13 protein-coding genes are annotated in these 17,482 nt (G+C 66.4%); 8 read left to right on the top strand and 5 right to left on the bottom strand.

Annotation, left to right across the window (positions count from 1 at the left end; translation table 11 throughout):
* Nucleotides 1–2 precede the first annotated feature (2 nt).
* Nucleotides 3–1,382: a sulfatase-like hydrolase/transferase gene (locus ACQUSQ_RS08835; RefSeq protein ID WP_435068378.1), complete on the top strand. Its 1,380-nt coding sequence runs from the start codon at nt 3–5 to the stop codon at nt 1,380–1,382.
* Between the two features lie 30 nt (nt 1,383–1,412).
* On the opposite strand, the gene ACQUSQ_RS08840 is transcribed toward ACQUSQ_RS08835, so the two are convergent.
* On the bottom strand, nt 1,413–2,489 hold the full coding sequence (locus ACQUSQ_RS08840; RefSeq protein ID WP_435068380.1) for a Gfo/Idh/MocA family protein: 1,077 nt from the start codon (nt 2,487–2,489) through the stop codon (nt 1,413–1,415).
* A 161-nt stretch (nt 2,490–2,650) separates the two neighbouring features.
* Between ACQUSQ_RS08840 and ACQUSQ_RS08845 the strand changes: the two genes are divergently transcribed.
* The 5 genes from ACQUSQ_RS08845 (at nt 2,651) to cutA (ending at nt 9,045) form a co-directional block, all read left to right on the top strand.
* Nucleotides 2,651–4,117: an oligosaccharide flippase family protein gene (locus ACQUSQ_RS08845; RefSeq protein WP_435068382.1), complete on the top strand. Its 1,467-nt coding sequence runs from the start codon at nt 2,651–2,653 to the stop codon at nt 4,115–4,117.
* Nucleotides 4,118–4,271: 154 nt separating this feature from the next.
* Nucleotides 4,272–7,460, top strand: coding sequence for an oligosaccharyl transferase, archaeosortase A system-associated (locus ACQUSQ_RS08850; protein WP_435068384.1), 3,189 nt, complete (start codon nt 4,272–4,274; stop codon nt 7,458–7,460).
* 3 nt (nt 7,461–7,463) lie between these two features.
* Nucleotides 7,464–8,408 (top strand): DUF368 domain-containing protein, encoded by a 945-nt coding sequence (locus ACQUSQ_RS08855; protein ID WP_435068385.1) that lies wholly within the window; start codon nt 7,464–7,466, stop codon nt 8,406–8,408.
* 108 nt (nt 8,409–8,516) lie between these two features.
* Nucleotides 8,517–8,723, top strand: a complete 207-nt coding sequence (locus ACQUSQ_RS08860; RefSeq protein ID WP_435068387.1) for an HEWD family protein — start codon at nt 8,517–8,519, stop codon at nt 8,721–8,723.
* A gap of 1 nt (nt 8,724) precedes the next feature.
* The gene (gene cutA / locus ACQUSQ_RS08865; RefSeq protein WP_435068388.1) at nt 8,725–9,045 is read left to right on the top strand and encodes a divalent-cation tolerance protein CutA; all 321 of its coding nucleotides are present in this window, start codon (nt 8,725–8,727) and stop codon (nt 9,043–9,045) included.
* Here the strand turns inward: cutA and ACQUSQ_RS08870 are convergent.
* Nucleotides 9,042–9,536, bottom strand: coding sequence for an HPP family protein (locus ACQUSQ_RS08870; protein WP_435068390.1), 495 nt, complete (start codon nt 9,534–9,536; stop codon nt 9,042–9,044). The two genes, cutA and ACQUSQ_RS08870, sit on opposite strands and share 4 nt — an antisense overlap.
* A complete protein-coding gene (locus ACQUSQ_RS08875) occupies nt 9,530–10,201 on the bottom strand; it encodes a phosphoglycolate phosphatase (protein WP_435068392.1) in 672 nt (223 codons plus the stop codon). The genes ACQUSQ_RS08870 and ACQUSQ_RS08875 overlap by 7 nt, the downstream gene beginning before the upstream one ends.
* A gap of 85 nt (nt 10,202–10,286) precedes the next feature.
* On the opposite strand from ACQUSQ_RS08875, the gene ACQUSQ_RS08880 reads away from it, so the two are divergent.
* Nucleotides 10,287–11,480, top strand: a complete 1,194-nt coding sequence (locus ACQUSQ_RS08880) for an FAD-dependent oxidoreductase (RefSeq protein WP_435068394.1) — start codon at nt 10,287–10,289, stop codon at nt 11,478–11,480.
* 616 nt (nt 11,481–12,096) lie between these two features.
* Nucleotides 12,097–13,398 carry a UDP-glucose 6-dehydrogenase AglM gene (aglM, locus tag ACQUSQ_RS08885; RefSeq protein WP_435068396.1) on the top strand — a complete coding sequence of 434 codons (1,302 nt, stop codon included), beginning with the start codon at nt 12,097–12,099 and terminating at the stop codon, nt 13,396–13,398.
* Nucleotides 13,399–13,407: 9 nt separating this feature from the next.
* Here the strand turns inward: aglM and ileS are convergent, their stop codons facing one another.
* On the bottom strand, nt 13,408–16,596 hold the full coding sequence (gene ileS / locus ACQUSQ_RS08890) for an isoleucine--tRNA ligase (RefSeq protein WP_435068397.1): 3,189 nt from the start codon (nt 16,594–16,596) through the stop codon (nt 13,408–13,410).
* Between the two features lie 49 nt (nt 16,597–16,645).
* On the bottom strand, nt 16,646–17,404 hold the full coding sequence (locus tag ACQUSQ_RS08895; protein WP_435068399.1) for an SDR family NAD(P)-dependent oxidoreductase: 759 nt from the start codon (nt 17,402–17,404) through the stop codon (nt 16,646–16,648).
* Nucleotides 17,405–17,482 lie beyond the last annotated feature (78 nt).

Below are 17,482 nucleotides of genomic sequence, written 5' to 3' on the forward strand. Positions count from 1 at the left end.
GAATGACCACCGCAACGGCCGTCGGCGAAACGGGGGAGCCCCCAAGCGTCGCACTCGTCGTTCTCGACACGCTCCGGGCGGACACCTTCAGGGAACACTTCGACTGGATGCCCGGCGAGACAGTCGAGCACGCGTGGTCGACGAGTCACTGGACCGTTCCGGCGCACGCGTCGCTGTTCACCGGCCAGTATGCGGGCGAACTCGGCGTTCATAGCCTGAATCCCCGACTTCACGACGAGGTGCCGACGCTCGCAGAGCGGCTTCAGTCCAGCGGCTACGAAACCGCCGGATTCAGCTGTAACCCCCACCTGAGCCCCGAGTTCGGATTTACGCGGGGATTCGACGACCTGCGCCGAAACTGGGTCGGGCGCCGACTCGACAGCGACATCTACCCGTGGGGCGAGTTCGTCTCGAACAAGCGCTTCGACGGCCCGCTTCGGTATCCGGAGGCGCTGTATCGGCTGTTCACCTCCGACCATTCGGTGTGGAAATCGCTGGACGACGGCGTTCGGCGAAAGCTAAACCACACGTCGTTCGACCTTCCCGACCGATATCAGGACCACGGCGCGCAGGCGGTTCTGTCTGACGTTCGGAACCGAGACTGGGACGACGGACCGTCGTTCTACTTCGCGAATCTGATGGAGGCACACATTCCGTACAACCCACCCGTCGAGTACCGAACCGACGGCATCGACAACGGCGGATACTCGTTTGCCACGCTCATCGAACGGGAGAACTTCGACCCCGAGATAACTCGGCAGGCGTACGACGACTGCGCGCGCTATCTCTCGGACGTGTACCGAGAGATATTCTCGGAACTCCGGGCGGAGTTCGACTACGTCATAACGGTCAGCGACCACGGCGAACACCTCGGCGAGGACGGGATGTGGGGCCACAACTTCGGCGTCGCACCCCCACTCACGAACATCCCGCTTCACGTCGCCGGGGAGCGGGACCTCGCTATCGGCGACGCGCCAGTCAGTCTGCTCGACGTGCACGCGACGATACTGGACCTCGCCGGGTGCGACTCGGAGACCCGCGGAACGAGCCTGTTCGAACCGCGAGAGAGTGACGCGGCAGAGCGTCGGCTCGTGGAGTATCACGGAATCTGTAACGAGCCGACGTACGAGCGACTCCGGGACGCGGGGGTCCACGAGGAGACTATCAGAACGTACGACTCACGGTACTGTGGCGTCGCGCTTCCCGGCGGATACTACGGCTACGAAACCCCCGACGGGTTCGAGGAGCGGGGCACGACAGACAGGGACGCCGAGGCCGAACTGAAAGCGCTGAAAGAGGACGCACCGGTGACGCCGATTGGGGACAAAGGTGGCTACTCCGAGGAGATGACTTCGCAGCTAGAGGCACTTGGCTACGTGTAGCCACGTTTCAGTGCAGAGGGCGATACGCGTCTACTTTTCCGCGGTGATTTCGTCGATGATTCGCTCGTAGGCCATCGCGTTGTTCCGGATGTCGTCGGGCGTGACGGTCATCTGGTCGGGGTCGCCGCGAGCGAGTTCGGACAACTGTTGGTAGTGCCCGGAGGTAGCGTACGCGCCGTCAAGCGTGACGCCGAAGTCGGCCAGCTTTCGGAGCGCGACCGTTCGGGCGTGAATCCCCGCGCGTTTCGCGCTCTGAGAGAGGATTTCCATGACCTTCTCGATGTTCCCCTGAAGCAGTTCCGAGCCGCCGTCGGGCTTGTCGAGGGTGATGGCGATACGAGAGGACATGTCCATCAGGAGCGTGCGACGGCTTCCGATGATGAGAAACACGTTGGGACAGCTCGACCGGAAGCTCATGGTGAGATAGCCGGAAGCGTCCCCGGCCCGCACGAGCGCCGTCGCCTCGGCGGTGTCGTAAGGCAGGCCTTCGATTTCGGTCACCGAATCGACGAGCGAGGCGTCCGTGATGTTTCCGATGAAGTTCCGCGTGAGATAGATGCGGTGTTCCATGTCCTCGCCGAACCGCTCGCCGTCTATCTGTGTAATCCAGTCGGCCTTCACGGTGTCCGCGCCGGCAGCCTCGTTCACGCCCACGTAGGAGATGACGGCGTTGACGTCACCGACGTAGCCGTTCTGGACGCGCTCGGTCACCCACCGAACGAGCGGGCGGAACAGTTGGTTGTTTATCTCCGTGATAGCCGACCCCGACTGCTCGCAGGCAGCGAGCATCTCCTCGGCGTTGGCGAGCGTTCGGGCGAACGGTTTCTCGACGAGAATGTCCACACCGGTCGGCGCGATGTCGGTGACGACGCCGTGGTGAGTTCCCGGCGGCGTCGCGACGCTCACGGCGTCGAGTTTCTCTGACTCTATCATTTCGCGAGCGTCGGTGTACGCCGCGAGGCCGAACTCGGTGGCCGTGTCGCGAGCGACCGTTTCGTCGAGGTCACAGACAGCGCGAACGGACAGCTTCGGATGAGAAACCGCGTTGGAGAGATGGCGGTTGACACCGGCACCACCACAGCCGATCACGCCATACCGTCTTGCCATACGGGTATCTCAACCAAACCAAAGTTAACACTTTCTCTTGTCACCGGCAGGAACTGATTCCACAGGCCGGTAAACGGTGAATTAAGACGGGATACGCTTGACTGGCAGGTGTGTCGGGGCACGACCGCGTGTCTCCGGGACAGCCTACGTGACCGAAAGCGATGAGTGACACGGAAGCCAGCGACGTGAGCCTCGGGGGCGAGACGCTGAAGGCGACGCTCGCGAAGTTCACGATGGCGGTCGCCGGCCTCGTCGGAACGATAGTCTTCGCTCGCCTCCTCGGTCCGGTGGGTATCGGTGGCTACTATCTGCTCATGACGGTCATTCGGCTGAGTACGCGACCCGTCGGTGGGCTCAGCACCGCCGTCCAGAAGCGCCTCTCGGAATCCGGGTTTGCGGTCGGCGAGGCGATGACGATAACCACGTCCGCGGCGCTAGCGTGGACCGCACTCAACGTCGGCGTCGCGTATCTCCTCCGCGAACGGCTCAAGTCGTTCGTCGGCTTCGAGGACGCGGTGCTTGCCTTCGGCGTCTTGCTCGGAACGCTGAACCTGTTCATTCTCTATCAGGGGGCAATCTCGGCCACGGGTCGAATCGGCTGGTCCCGGTGGATAGACACGACCCGGTCCTATCTCACGCTCCCCGCACAACTCGCGCTGGTGTGGGTTGGGCTCGGTGCCGCGGGGATGGCGTACGGCGAGGCCATCGCGACGGCGATACTTCTGGTCCCCATCTTCAACGCCGCCGCCGCGTTCGAACGGCCAACGCTGGAGACAGCCAAGTCCATCTGGGAGTACGCCAAATACAGCATTCCGAACCGCTATCTGAGCCGGGCGTACTCGGAACTCGACATTCTCATCCTCGGCGTGTTGCTGACGGAGACGGCGGCGGGCCACTACGGAGTCGCTTTCCGACTCTCGATTCCGGCGATGTTCATCGCGATGGTGGCGAGTTCGGGGCTGTTCTCTCGGGTCAGCAACCTCCGCTCGAAAGACGAGCCGATTGCCGAGGACGTCCACAACACGCTGTCGTTCACCAGCCTGTTCGCGATTCCGATGCTGTTCGGCGGCGCAGTCCTCGACAGACAGCTCATCGTGACGCTGTACGGCAGCGAGTTCGGCCCCGCCGCACCGCTTCTCACCGGACTGCTCCTCTTCCAGCTTGTCAGGACTCAGTCCAGCCCGCTCGAGAAAGTCGTCGGCGCGCTCGACCGGCCGAACGTGATGACTCGCGTGTACGCGTTACTACTCGTCGTGAACACGATTATCGGGGTCGGGTTCACGCTCTGGCTCGGCGCCATCGGCGTCGTCATCGCGACGATACTGGCTGAGACGCTCCGATACGCGGTTCTGGCCGTGTATCTCCGGCGCGACCAGCCCGTGTTCTCCCTGTTTCCGCGAGCGCTCATCGCCCAACTGTTCAGTGGCGTGTTGATGGGGAGCGTCCTCGTCGGGGCAAAGACGGTCGTCCGGGTCGACTCGTGGCTGATTCTCGGTGGGATGATTGGCGGTGGGGCGGTGGTTTACTTCACGGTCCTGTTCGCCGTGAGCCGTCGGTTCCGAGAAACCGTCCTCGGGACGCTCGACGACCTGTATCCGGCGTGGCGCGACGTGCTGAACGTCGAGTGACGCCGGTGGGGGGGACCAGCCCCACTCTCACACCGCTACCGTGTCGACTTGGCCGTACTCGCGGCGATACTCGTGTCGCACACGAAACCGGTCTAGCGCCTCATTCCGCCCCAGATAACAAGGTTTATGCCCGTAATCCCAGACCGTTCGGCCAATGAGTGACGATAAGAGTCAGGGGTCCTCGTCAGTCGTAGACCTCTTTTTCGACTGGTATCACGTCCCCGCGCTCGTCCTCGTTATTGCGGGGATGCTCGCCATTCGACTCCAGACGTACGACAACTTCGTCCAGAGCGGCCAAGTGTATTTCTCCGGGAACGACGCCTGGTATCACCTCCGTCAGGTCGAGTACACGGTGCAGAACTGGCCCTTCACGATGCCGTTCGACCCGTGGTCGAACTTCCCGTACGGAACGAATCAAGGGCAGTTCGGCACGCTGTACGACCAGATTATCGCCACGGCGGCGCTGGTCGTCGGTCTCGGAAGCCCATCGAGTAGCCTGATATCGAAGACCCTCCTCGTCGCCCCCGCGGTGTTCGGCGCGCTCGTCGCCGTGCCGGTGTACGCCGTCGGGAAGCGCCTCTCCGGGCGTCTCGCCGCTCTGTTCGGCGCTTTCGTCCTTCTTCTCCTCCCGGGACAGTTCCTCCGGCGCGGCCTCGTCGGCTTCGCCGACCACAACGTCGCCGAGCCTCTCTTCCAGACGATTGCGGTGCTCGGACTGATGGTCGCACTCGCGGTTGCCACGCGCGAGAAACCCGTGTGGGAACTGGTGCTCGACCGAGATATCGATGCCCTCCGCCAGCCCCTCCTCTGGAGTGCCGGCGCCGGCGCCGCCGTCGCCGTCTACATGTGGGTGTGGCCGCCGGGCGTTCTGCTCGTCGGCATCTTCGGCGTCTATCTGCTCTATCAGTCGACCAGCAACTACGTCGCCGGCGACTCGCCAGAACCGGTCGCATTCGTCGGCGTCGTGTCGATGACCGTGGCGTCGGTCCTGATGCTTCTCCAGTTCGAGGAAGTGTCGTTCTCGCCGACGGACTTCGGCCTGCTACAGCCCAGCATCGCCATCGGCGTCGCCGCCGGAGCCGCCTTCCTCGCCGGGCTGGCGCGCCTGTTCGACGACCGAGACATCGACCGTCAGTACTACCCCGTCGCGGTGGTCGGGTCCGTCGTCGTCGCTATCGGCGTCGTCTCCATCGCGCTCCCGTCGCTGTTCGGGTCGATTCAATCGAACGTGCTTCGAATCGTCGGGTTCAGCGCCGGCGCGGCGACCCGGACCATCTCGGAGGCACAGCCGTACCTCTCGCCCGACGTACTCCAGCAGAACTACATGACTCCGACGGGGCGTATCCTCTCGAATTACGGATTCACGCTCTTTACTGGCGTGGCCGCCGTCATCTGGCTCCTCGCGAAACCGCTGGTTCGTGACGGCGAAACCGAGCGAGTCGGCTACGTCGTCGGTAGCCTGGCGCTGATTGGGCTGCTGTTCGCCGTGCCGGGGCCGTTCCGAGCTATCGGCGACGTGTTCGGTGTCGTCTCCGAAATCGTCGGCATCGCGCTGGTCGCAGCCATCCTCTTCGGCGCCGTCCTCCAGCACGACTACGACCCCGAGAAACTCCTCTTCGTCGTGTGGGCGGCCTTCATCACCTCGGCGGCGTTCACGCAGGTTCGGTTCAACTACTACCTCGCGCCCGTCGTCGCCATCGCCAACGCCTACCTCCTCGGACAGGTGCTCGCCTACCTCGATTTGGACACCGCGTCGCTCGACACCGTCCGGAACATCCAAGGATATCAGGTGTTTGCCGTGTTCGCGGCGGCGATGCTCATCGTGACGCCGGTGTTGCTCGTGCCGATGAGCGTTCGCAACACCGGCAACCCGTCGTTCGACCAGAGTAGCACGGCGTGGGAGTCGGCCCAGTCGAACCAACCAGACGCAGTCACGGAGTGGGACGGCTCGCTCCAGTGGATGGAGTCGAACACGCCCGCGCCCGGAACCTTCGGTGGGGCCGATAACGAGATGGAGTACTACGGCACCTACGACAAGACGAGTGACTTCGACTATCCGGCGGGGACCTACGGCGTGCAGTCGTGGTGGGACTACGGCCACTGGATAACCGTCCGCAGCGAGCGAATCCCGAACGCCAACCCGTTCCAGCAGGGGACGACCGACGCCGCGAACTTCCTGCTCGCACCGAACGAGACGGCGGCCCAGCAGGCCCTCGGCGAGCGCGACCGGGAAGCCGCAGGAACGCGCTACGTCATGGTCGACTGGCAGATGGTCAACCCGCAGGCGAAGTTCGGCGCTCCGGTCGTCTTCTACGACGCCGCGAACGTCTCGTCGTCGGACTTCTACAACCCGGTGTACACCAACAACTTCCGGGGGCAGTTCCTCGTCCGCGACCAGCGCTACTACGACAGCCTGATGGTCCGGCTCTACGCCTACCACGGGAGTTCGATGTCGCCCCAGTCAGTCGTCATCGACTGGGAGGAACAGCGAGCCCAGACCCAGAGCGGTGAGACGGTTACCGTCAACGCCGTTCCGGAGGGTGAGTCGCCGATACGGCAGTTCAACAACATGTCTGCCGCAGAGGCCTACGTCGCCAACGACAGCACGTCACAGATTGGTGGCATCGGGCCGTTCCCCTCCGAGCGAGTGCCCGCGCTCGAACACTACCGGCTCGTGAAGGTGAGCAATTCGTCGGCCACCTCGTCGTCGCAGTACCAGTCCACGACCCGTCGAACCTTCTCGTCGACGGGCGTGCCGCCGTCGAGTCAGCGGCTCTACGAGCCGTCGTGGGTGAAGACCTTCGAGAAGGTGCCCGGAGCGACGGTCACCGCCGACGACCTGCCACCGAACACCTCGGTTCGTGCCAGCGTCCCGATGCGGGTGCCGACGACGAACGAGACGTTTACCTACAGCCAAGAGACGACCACGAACGCGGACGGCGAACTGGAGATGACGCTGCCCTACGCCACGACGGGTTACGACGAGTACGGGCCGTCTAACGGCTACACGAACGTCAGCGTCCGCGCCACCGGGCCGTACACGTTCGAATCCGCACTCGCCACCCAGAACCAGTCGCTCGTCCAGTACCGCGGCGAGGTCCAGATTCAGGAGGGCCGCGTCAACGGCGACATCGACGGCGCCCGAGACGTGTCGCTGGACCAGACGAACCCGCTCCAGAATCTGAGCCTCGGCGGCGGCAACGAGTCCGCCGAATCGCTCCGGCCGGTCGAGCCGACGACGGGTGAGACGTCCGACTCGACGGACGGGTCCACCCCCGATTCGACATCGACCACCGCCGACCGCGCGGCAACCACGCAACTCGCCGCCGCCGTTCGAGAGTAGCGGATGCACCCGCTTCGCTCCCTGCTGGTCGTCTACTGCAAGGGCGTCTGCATGGGAGCGGCCGACGCCGTCCCCGGCGTCTCGGGCGGGACGATTGCGCTCATCACCGGCATCTACGAGCGCCTGCTCGGTGCGCTCACGGCCGTCACGCCCGGGCGGATTCTGTCCGTCCTCGCCGCGCCCGTTCCGGGGCGACGTGATGACGCCCGCACCGCCTTCTTCGCCGTCGACGGCCCCTTCCTCCTCGCGCTCGGGTGTGGCGTCCTCACCGCCGTCCTCGTCGCGACGCGCGTCCTCCACGTCGCGCTCGAATCGGCGCCAGTCCCCACCTTCGGGTTCTTCTTCGGCCTCATCGCCGCCTCGGCCGTCGTCCTCGCCGACCAAGCGTCGCTCGACACGCCCGGCCGCGTCGCCGCCGCCGTCGCCGGCTTTCTGCTCGCCTTCCTCTCGGCAGGACAGGCCGCCGCGGCGCTACCCTCCTCGCCACTCGTGACCGTCGCCGTCGGCGCCGTCGCCATCAGCGCCATGGTCCTGCCCGGCATCTCCGGCTCGCTCCTTCTCGTCATCCTCGGGCAGTACGCCTTCCTCGTCGAGCGGCTAACGGCCTTCGTCGACGCCCTGTTCGGTCTGCTCGTGGGCGGGTCGGTCGAAGCGGTCCTCGACCCCGCGACGACAGTCGGCGCCTTCCTCGTCGGCGCCGTCGTCGGCCTGTTCACCGTCGCGCACGTGGTCCGGTGGGCGCTCGTCAACTACCGGTACGCGACGCTCTCCTTTCTCGTGAGCCTCGTGGTCGGCGGGTTGCGAGCGCCGGTCGTGAAAGCGGCCGAAGACCTGCCCGCCGGGTGGACGACGGAGGCGCTCCTCGCCTTCGGCGTCGCCGCGCTCGTTGGCGCCGTACTCATCGCGGTGGTCGAACACTACACCGACAGCATCGCCGTCTCGGCGTAACTCACGTCTTCAGTCGACCCACCGTGACGAACGTCTCGGGGCGTTGCTCGCGCGCTGGAACGGCCAGTATGAGACAAAATTAAATCCCCGCCAGATGCTAGTCGGCGTATGGGCGTCACTATCAGGAAGCCGACTGAGCGGCAGTGTGAGCGCTGTGGTCGGCAGGAGGTCTGGAACGACACGACGAGTACGTGGCGGGTCGCGCGCGACGACGACGGCGAGCGACACACCGGGCGCGTGTACTGCATCCACGAGTGGGATATCAACGGCACGTTCGTCCCGCTAGAATCGAACACCGACGCCGCCGACGCGTAGGATGGCGGCCGACGCGCCGGTGACCGCGTACGTCACCGCGCCCCGCGACGCCGCGACCGACCTCGCGCGCCGCCTCGTCGACGAGCGACTCGCCGCCTGCGTCAACGTCGTCCCCTGTACCTCTACCTATCGCTGGGACGACGTGGTTCGGGAGGACGAGGAGTCGGTGTTGCTGGCCAAGACCACCGACGAGCGCTACCCCGAACTGGCCGAGCGACTGGTCGCGTGGCACCCCCACGACGTCCCCTGTGTCGAACGCATCGACGCCGACGACGCCACCGACGACTTCGCCGCGTGGTGTGCCGACGCCGTCGAAGATTAGTCGACGAGTCGCTCGAATCCAGCGATGACGACGTGGTGGACGACGACGAGAACGACCACGCTCGCGACGATAATTGCGACTTGTGCCGGCGTCGACAGCAGGCCGAGCGAGACGATGAGCGTCGTCGCACACGCCGGCGCGTGGTTCGTATCGGTGGCTATCAACCCCCAACTCGTGAGGACGATAGAGCAGACACCGCTCGCGACGAGATGCAACCCGGTCGCCGAGTGCGGCGGGGGCGTCGCCGTGAGCGCCGCACCAGCACCCAAAAGGGAGTACGCGAGGAGGCCGGCGACGCCACCGATACCGTGACTCGCGACGATACGCGCCAGTCGTCCCCGGTCGCCCGTCCGCTCGAACGCGAGGAGAAAGGCCGAGGGGCCGAGACTGGGGAACACGAACGGCTGGCCGCTGAGCCACGCGACAGCGCCGAGGACGGTAAACAGGACGCCCGCGTAGAGGCTGGTCCCGAGGCGACGGCGACTTAGCATCGGTCGAGCGTCGAGAGCGCGTCGAGCGTGCCGTCCATGTGCTCCCCGTCGGTGACGTGGTCGGCGGCGGCCCGCGCCCGGTCGTCGGCGTTGGCCACCGCGAAGGACTCGCCCACCACGTCGAACGTCGACACGTCGTTCTCGCTGTCGCCGACGGCGACGAAGTCGGCGGGGTCGATGCCGAGCGCCGCCGCCACCGCCTGCACGCCGTCACCTTTCTCGACGCCCGGCGTCTTGAGGTGGTAGGCGTAGCCGGTGTCGACCACGTCGAGGCCGAACTCGTCGGCGACGTCGCGAAGCAACCTCTCGTCGGCGTCGAGGCTGACCGCCACCTCCGTCTCCCGCCAGCGGTTGACGGTGTCGGCCCCGCCCCATCCGAGGTCGCCACCGCGCTCGACGAACGCCCGCGCCGCCGCCTCCGGGCGCTCCGAGTCGACCGTCACCCGCACCTCGTCGTTCGCGTAGACGACGCCGCCGTGTTCGGCGACGACGAGTTCCGGCATCGCGAGGAAGTGACAGAGCGCGACGGGGTAGGGAAAGGCCTTGCCCGTCGCGAGGACGATGGGGGCGTCCCACGCCGGCAACGCCTCGAACGCCCGCGGGTCCAGCCCGCCGGCCGGCGTCGTGAGCGTCCCGTCGATATCGAGTACGAGCGGCGGCACCATATCCGACCCTGTAGCGGGGGCGTGATAAACGACGCGTCACACGGCGAGCGACGCCGTGAAGTGCCGCGGCCACGCACGCCCCGCCATGCACACGACGGTCCTCGTCATCGGCGGCGGCGCGACGGGCGTCGGTATCGCCCGTGACCTCGCGCTCCGCGGGGTCGACACCACCCTCGTCGAGCGAGGCGCACTCGCCGCGGGGACGAGCGGCCGGTCACACGGCGTCCTCCACAGCGGCGCCCGGTACGCCGAGGCCGATGCCGACGACGCCGCGGCCTGTCTCGCCGAGAATCGCATCCTTCGAGAGATTGCTCCGGACTGCATCAGCGAGACGGGCGGCTACTTCCTCCATCTCGACAGCGACGACCCGGCGTACTTCGAGCGCAAGCGCGAGGCCTGCGAGGCGCTGGGGATGGCCGTCGAGACGCTGTCCGGCGACGAGATGCGAGCGCGCGAACCGACGGTGAGCGACCGCGTCGAGCGCGCACTCGCCGTGCCCGACGGCGTCGTCTCGCCGGCCCGTCTGCTCGTCGCCACCGCCGCCGCGGCCCGCGAGGCCGGCGCTCGGCTCTACACCCACTCGCCGGTCGAGAACATCCACGTCGCGGAGGGTGCGGTCACCGGCGCCACCGTCGGCGGCCGCCTCGATACGCGGGTCGACGCCGATATCGTCGTGAACGCGACCGGCCCGTGGGCCGAACGGTGTGCCGCGCTCGCGGGCGTGAGCGTCCCGATGGCGCCGACTCGCGGCGTGATGGTCGCCGTCGACAACCCCGGCGTCGACGCCGTCTTGAACCGGTGTCGACCGCCAGCCGACGGTGACATCGTCGTCCCGCGCGACGGGACGGCCGTCCTCGGGACGACCAGCGTCGCCGTCGACGACCCCGACGATTTCGAGCGGACGGAGGCAGAAGTCGAGCGCACCGTCACCGAGTGTGCCGCCATGTGTCCCGGCGTCGACGGGCCGGTCGAGCGGACGTACTGGGGCGTCCGCCCACTCTACGCGCCGGACGAGGCGGCCCGCGGCGACGCCCGCGCCATCTCGCGCGGCTTTGCCCTCCTCGACCACGCGGACGAGGGCGCGGCCGGACTGGTCACCGTCGTCGGCGGCAAACTCACCACGCACCGTCGGATGGCGGCAGTGACCGCCGACCGCGTGTGCGAACGGTTGGGCGTCGACGCGGCCTGTCACACCGTAGAGCGACCGCTTCCCAGTGCCGACGACCCCGTGGTCGACGCCGTTCGAGCGGACTTGGGCGTCGACGCGCCCGCGAACTGACGCTCGGCGGATGGATAGTGTTCAGATTAGCGCGCTCGAACTGAAGACACCTCGAAAGCCCCGACCCGCTGGAGTCGGGGGCCTCGCTGCGGTCCTCGGCCTACGGCCTGCGGTCCTTGTGTCGGCCGCCTTCCTCCAGCGGGTCGCCCCTTTCAGTCCCGCCCGGCGGCAGCCGGTCAGCCAGTCGACCCGGGCGGGACTGAAAGGGGCCGGTGTCTCGGCGTACCCGGACGTTCACGAGAGCGGAGCTCTCGTGAGCAAACCAGAACGCGGAGCGTTCTGGTGACGGTCGTCAGACCGAAGGTCTGACGAGCCAGACGGATCGCTTTGCGATCCGTCGACGACGCAAGCACCGCAACGGAGTGAGGAGCGTGGTTCGAGAGAGCGAAGCTCTCTCGTCATTACCAGAACCCGTCGGGTTCTGGTTAGCAGTCAGAACTCTACGAGTTCTGACGACATCACGAAAGAGTGCGTTGCACTCTTTCGAACGACAGCGAGTCCCGGGAGTCGAGACGCCGGGGGCTTTCGAGGTGGTTCCAAATTCATCCACTTATCTGAAGATTACCGGCAGACGCATCCGAACCCTCTTTGCCCCGGCAGGTCCCACCCGTACACGATGCAGATCGGTATCGTCGGGAGCGGCTACGTGGGAACGACCGTCGCGGCCTGTCTCGCGGATTTGGGCCACGACGTGATGAACGTCGACATCGACGAGTCAATCGTCAGGGCGCTGAACGATGGCGAGGCGCCCGTCTCGGAACCCGGCCTCGAATCCCTGCTCGAAAAACACGCCGGGTCGTCGCTGTTCGCGACGAGCGACTACGAGGACCTCGCCGACTTCGACCCTGACGTCGTTTTCCTCGCACTGCCGACGCCGGCGAACGAGGACGGCAGCATCGACACCAGCATCGTCGAGGCCGGCGCCGAAGCGCTCGGTGAAGTGCTCGCCGACATCGACGGCTTCCCCGTCGTCGTCGTCAAGAGTACGGTCGTTCCCGGCACGACGGAAGACGTCATCGGGCCGGCGCTCGAACTCGCGTCCGGCGGCCGAATCGGCGAGGACTTCGGCCTCGCCGTCAACCCCGAGTTCCTGAGCGAGGGCAACGCCGTCGAGGAGTTCTCGAACCCCGACAAACTCGTCTTCGGGACGGACGACGAGCGAGCGCGCGACGCCCTCGAAGGCGTCTACGCCTCGCTCATCGAGGACGGCGCGCCCGTCGTCGACACCGACCTCTCCACCGCCGAGATGGTCAAATACGCCAACAACGCCTTCCTCGCCGCGAAGGTGAGCCTCGTCAACGAACTCGGGAACATCTGCAAGGAGTTCGGCATCGACGCCTACGAGGTGACAGACGCCATCGGCCTCGACGCCCGCATCGGCGAGCAGTTCCTCCGCAGCGGCGCCGGCTGGGGCGGGAGTTGCTTCCCGAAGGACACGAACGCCATCGTCGCCGCCGCCCGCGAGCAGGGGTACGACCCCGCGCTCCTGCAGGCGGCCATCGACGTGAACGACCAACAGCCCCAACGGATGCTCGACCTGCTCGACAGCCATGTCGATGTCGAGGGCGAGCGCGTGGCCGTCCTCGGTCTGGCGTTCAAGCCCGGCACCGACGACGTGCGCTCCTCGCGCGCCATCCCCATCATCGAGGGGTTGCAAGCGCGGGGCGCGGAGGTCATCGCCTACGACCCCAACGCCGCCGCGCGTGACAACATGGCCGAGCGATTCCCGGACGTGGAGTATCTGGCCTCCGCGTCGCCGACGCTCTCGGGAGCAAAAGCGGCCCTCGTCGTCACCGACTGGCCGGAGTTCGCCGACCTCGACCGGGAGTTCGACCTCATGTCCAGCGACGTCGTCATCGACGGTCGACACATCATCGAACGCCGCGACGGCCTCACGTACGAAGGCCTGACCTGGTAACTCGCGGCGTCACTCGTTTTGGGCCGCCCGCTGCTCGGCCGCCAGTCGCTCGATGCCGATAGTGACCGTCGTGTCCTCGACGTCCCACGCCTCCACCAAGTCGTCGGCGTCGGCGTCGAACGCCTCGGTCCGCGTCTCCTCCGCGATTAGCTCGCGATGCTCGTCGACGAAGGCCGCGATTCGGTCGTCCTCGACGTCGATGCGGGTCCGGATGCCCTCCTCGACGTCGAGGTCGAGGCGCTTGCGCATCTCCTGAATCCGCCGAACCACGTCGCGGGCGTAGCCCTCCGACTCGATGTCGTCCGTCAGCGACGTGTCGACGTAGACGGTGCCGCCGGTGTCGGCGTCGACGTCGAAATCCGTCCCCGTGACGTTCTCGGGTGGCTCCGACCGGAACGACACCATCTCGTCCGTGAGTTCGTAGCGCTCGCCGTCGACGTCGACGGCGTAGCCGTCGGCCGTCTCCAGTTCGTCGCGACGGGTGCCCTCCACCGCCGCCATCACCTCCTGTGCGTCGCCGCCGAAGGCGGGGCCGATGGCGCCCATCTCCGGCTCTGCGTACTCGACCAGTTCGTCGAAGGTGTCGACCACCTCGATTCGCCGGGCGTTCACCCGCTCTGCGAGCAGGTCCGACAGCGACTCGACCGCCGACGCGACGCCGTCGTCCTCGGTGGCGACGACCACGCGCGGGACGGGCCAACGGAGTTTGCGCCCGCCCTGCTGGCGGGCGTTCGCCGCCGCCTCCTCCACCGACCGGAGGACGGCCACCTCCGACTCAAGGTCGGGGTCGTGCCACGACTCGTCGGCCGTCGGGTAGGCGAGTTGGTGGACCGTCGTCGCCTCGCCGTCGAGGGTCTGGTACATCTCCTCGGCGAGATACGGCGTGATGGGCGCGAGCAGTCGAATCACCTCGTCGAGGACCGTCGCGAGCGTCGCGTAGGCGCCGCGTTTCGACGCCGAGTCCGCGTCCTCCCACATCCGCTCGCGAGTCGCCTTCACGTAGAATCGGGAGACGTCCTCCGTGACGAACTCGAGGACGGCGTTGAGCGCGTCGTGGACGGCGTACTCGTCCCACGCCTCGGCGGCCTCCTGCTCGACGGACTGAAGCCGCGACAGCACCCACTCGTCGACGACGGTCAGTTCGCCATCAGTGAGGTCGGCGTCCGCGGGGTCGTAGTCGTCGAGGCGCATGTACTGGAGTGGGAACCGGAAGACGTTCCAGAAGATGTTGAGCGTCGACTGGGTCTCGCCGAGTCCCTCCCACTCGAAGGAGAGGTCGACGCCGTGTTGGTCGTGGCTCATGAGATACGCGCGGAGCGGGTCGCGCCCGAAGCGGTCGATGGCTTCCTCCGGCGTGACGATGTTGCCGAGCGACTTCGACATCTTCCGCCCCTCGCTGTCGTTGGCGAAGCCGTGCATGACGACTTCGTCGTACGGAATCTCGCCGAGCGCGGCGGTGCCCATGCCCAACTGCGACCAGAACCAGCCGCGGGTCTGGTCGTGCGCCTCGACGATGAGGTCCGCGGGCCAGAGGTCGTCGAACCGGGAGTCGTCGCTCGGGTAGTCGAGGGTGCCCCACGTCGCCACCGAGGAGTCAATCCAGACGTCGAAGACGTCGGGCACGCGCTCGTAGGTCGTGCCACCCTCCGTGATGGTGAGGGGGTCGACGCTCGGCCGGTGCAGGTCGATTGACTCGGGATCGACGTCTTGGTCGACGCGCTCGGCCAGTTCCTCGCGCGTCCCGACGACGAGGATGTCCTCGGCGCTCGGGTTCGGGTCGTCTTCCGGCACCCACACCGGGAGCGGGATGCCCCAGTAGCGCTGGCGGGAGACGTTCCAGTCCGGGGCGTCTTCGACGAAGTTGCGGAAGCGGTTGTCCCGCGCCCACTCCGGATGCCACTCGCTGTCGTCGATGTTGTCGAGGAGGTCCGCTTTGACGTCGGTGACGGTGATGAACCACTGGTCGGTCGCGAGATAGATGATGTCCGTATCACAGCGCCAACACTGCCCGTAGCGGTGGGAGTGGGTCCCCGACGCGAGCAGTCGGCCGTTCGCCTCCAAGTCGGCGATGATGTCGTCGTTGGCGTCGCGGACGAACTCGCCGGCGTACTTCCCGGCCGCGTCGGTGAACGTGCCGTCGCCGGCGACGGGCGAGAAGATGGGAAGGTCGAGTTCCTGCCCGCGGGCGAAGTCCTCCTGCCCGTGGCCGGGGGCGGAGTGGACGAGACCCGTGCGGTCGGCCTCGACGTACTCCGCGCTGTACACCTGCCCGACGCCCTCTCCGGTGGCGTGGTCCGGCACCTCGTCTGCAAGGGGGTGGTCGTACTCCCAGCCGACCAAGTCCGCGCCGCTCAACTCCTCGCGCACCTCGTAGTCGTCGTAGCGACCCTTCTTCAGGACGTCCTCGACGCAGGGTTCGGCGATGTAGAGTACCTCTCGCTCGCCGTCTCGCTCCGCGTCGACGGCCTGATAGGTCATGTCGGGGTCGACGGCGACGAACTCGTTGGCGGGGATGGTCCACGGCGTCGTCGTCCAGATGACGAGCGACCCCTCGCGGCCCCGCAGGGGGAAGGTGACGTAGATGGAGGGCGAGTCGATTTCGTGGTACTCGACCTCGTTGTCGGCGATGGCCGTCTCACACCGGGGACACTGGCTGATGGCGCGCTTTCCCTGCTCGACGAGGCCGTTCTCGTGGACCTGCTTGAACGCCCACCACGTCGCCTCCATGTACTCGGGCGAGACGGTGCGGTAGGGGTCGTCCCAGTCCATCCACGCGCCGATGGATTGGAAGTCCTCGTCCATCTTCTGCCGGTTCTCCTCCGCGAAGGACTTGCACTCCTCGATGAAGGCCTCCATCCCGTACTCCTCGATATCTTTCTTGGAGTCGAAGCCGAGTTCCTCCTCAACTTTCACCTCGATGGGGAGGCCGTGCATGTCGTAGCCGGGGCGGTCGGTCACGTCGTATCCCGACATCCGCTTGTGGCGGAGGATGGCGTCTTTGAGCGTCTTGTTCCACGCCGTGCCGAGGTGCATCTGGCCGCTCGTGTAGGGCGGCCCGTCGACGAAGAAAAACGTCGGGTCGTCCGCGTGGGCCTCCGTCGCCGCCTCGTAGGCGTCGTGTTCGTCCCAGTACGTGTTCACCGAGGATTCGACGTCCTCGGGGGTGTACTGGTCGCTGACGTCGTCGACATCGTCCATACCCGACCCAGTTTCCGCGCGTATATCAAAACGGTGGTCGCGCGCGGGCTTACATCTCCTGCTGGGTCGGCCGAATCAGCATCTCGTTGATGCTGACGTGTTGGGGCTGGCTGACGGCGAAGCGAATCGAGCGGGCGATGTCTTCGCCGGTGAGGGGGTCGATAGAGTCGACCCACTCCTCGGTCTGGGACTGAATCTCCTCGTCGGGGATGTGGTCGGCGAGTTCGGTGTCGACCAGTCCCGGCTCGATAATCGTCGTCCGAATGCCCTCGTCGGTCACTTCCTGCCGGAACGCCTCGGTGAAGCCGTTGACGCCGAACTTGGTGGCGTTGTAGCCGCTACCCGTCGCCATCGCCTTCCGCCCCGCGATGGAGGACACGTTGACGACGTGGCCGCCGCCCCGCTCTTTCATCGCCGGCAGGGCCGCCTTCGTCGCGCTCATGAGACCGGTGAGGTTGACCGCAATCATCTGCCGCCAGTTGTCGGTGTCCGCATCTTCGACGGCTTCGAGAAGCATCACGCCCGCGTTGTTGACGAGAATATCGAGGCCGCCGAACTCCGAGACGGTGGCGTCTATCATCGACTCGACCTGCTCTTCTTCGGTGACGTCCGTCGGCACCACGAGCGCCTCGCCGCCCGCCGATTCGATACCGTCGGCGACGGTTTGGAGTTCGGATTCGCGCCGCGCCGCGAGTGCGACGCTCGCGCCCGCGTCGGCGAGCGCTTCCGCCGTCGCTTCGCCGATACCGGAGGATGCGCCAGTTACGAGAGCGACCTGTCCGTCGAGTGGAGTTGCGTCGAGAACCATCGATTCGGGATGGGGTGCCGACGCCGAAAAGACTGTTCGAACCGGAACCCCCCGTCGCGCGGTGACACGCACCGAACG

The organism is Haloplanus sp. C73, assembly GCF_051195115.1.
In the GTDB taxonomy this organism is placed as follows: Archaea; Halobacteriota; Halobacteria; order Halobacteriales; family Haloferacaceae; genus Haloplanus.

Coding starts and splice junctions, on each gene's coding strand:
- ACQUSQ_RS08880 (WP_435068394.1), top strand. CDS start 10,287: ATGCACACGACGGTCCTCGTCATCGGCGGCGGCGCGACGGGCGTCGGT.
- ACQUSQ_RS08835 (WP_435068378.1), top strand. CDS start 3: ATGACCACCGCAACGGCCGTCGGCGAAACGGGGGAGCCCCCAAGCGTC.
- ACQUSQ_RS08860 (WP_435068387.1), top strand. CDS start 8,517: ATGGGCGTCACTATCAGGAAGCCGACTGAGCGGCAGTGTGAGCGCTGT.
- ACQUSQ_RS08870 (WP_435068390.1), bottom strand. CDS start 9,536: ATGCTAAGTCGCCGTCGCCTCGGGACCAGCCTCTACGCGGGCGTCCTG.
- cutA (WP_435068388.1), top strand. CDS start 8,725: ATGGCGGCCGACGCGCCGGTGACCGCGTACGTCACCGCGCCCCGCGAC.
- ACQUSQ_RS08845 (WP_435068382.1), top strand. CDS start 2,651: ATGAGTGACACGGAAGCCAGCGACGTGAGCCTCGGGGGCGAGACGCTG.
- ACQUSQ_RS08855 (WP_435068385.1), top strand. CDS start 7,464: ATGCACCCGCTTCGCTCCCTGCTGGTCGTCTACTGCAAGGGCGTCTGC.
- ileS (WP_435068397.1), bottom strand. CDS start 16,596: ATGGACGATGTCGACGACGTCAGCGACCAGTACACCCCCGAGGACGTC.
- aglM (WP_435068396.1), top strand. CDS start 12,097: ATGCAGATCGGTATCGTCGGGAGCGGCTACGTGGGAACGACCGTCGCG.
- ACQUSQ_RS08895 (WP_435068399.1), bottom strand. CDS start 17,404: ATGGTTCTCGACGCAACTCCACTCGACGGACAGGTCGCTCTCGTAACT.
- ACQUSQ_RS08850 (WP_435068384.1), top strand. CDS start 4,272: ATGAGTGACGATAAGAGTCAGGGGTCCTCGTCAGTCGTAGACCTCTTT.
- ACQUSQ_RS08840 (WP_435068380.1), bottom strand. CDS start 2,489: ATGGCAAGACGGTATGGCGTGATCGGCTGTGGTGGTGCCGGTGTCAAC.
- ACQUSQ_RS08875 (WP_435068392.1), bottom strand. CDS start 10,201: ATGGTGCCGCCGCTCGTACTCGATATCGACGGGACGCTCACGACGCCG.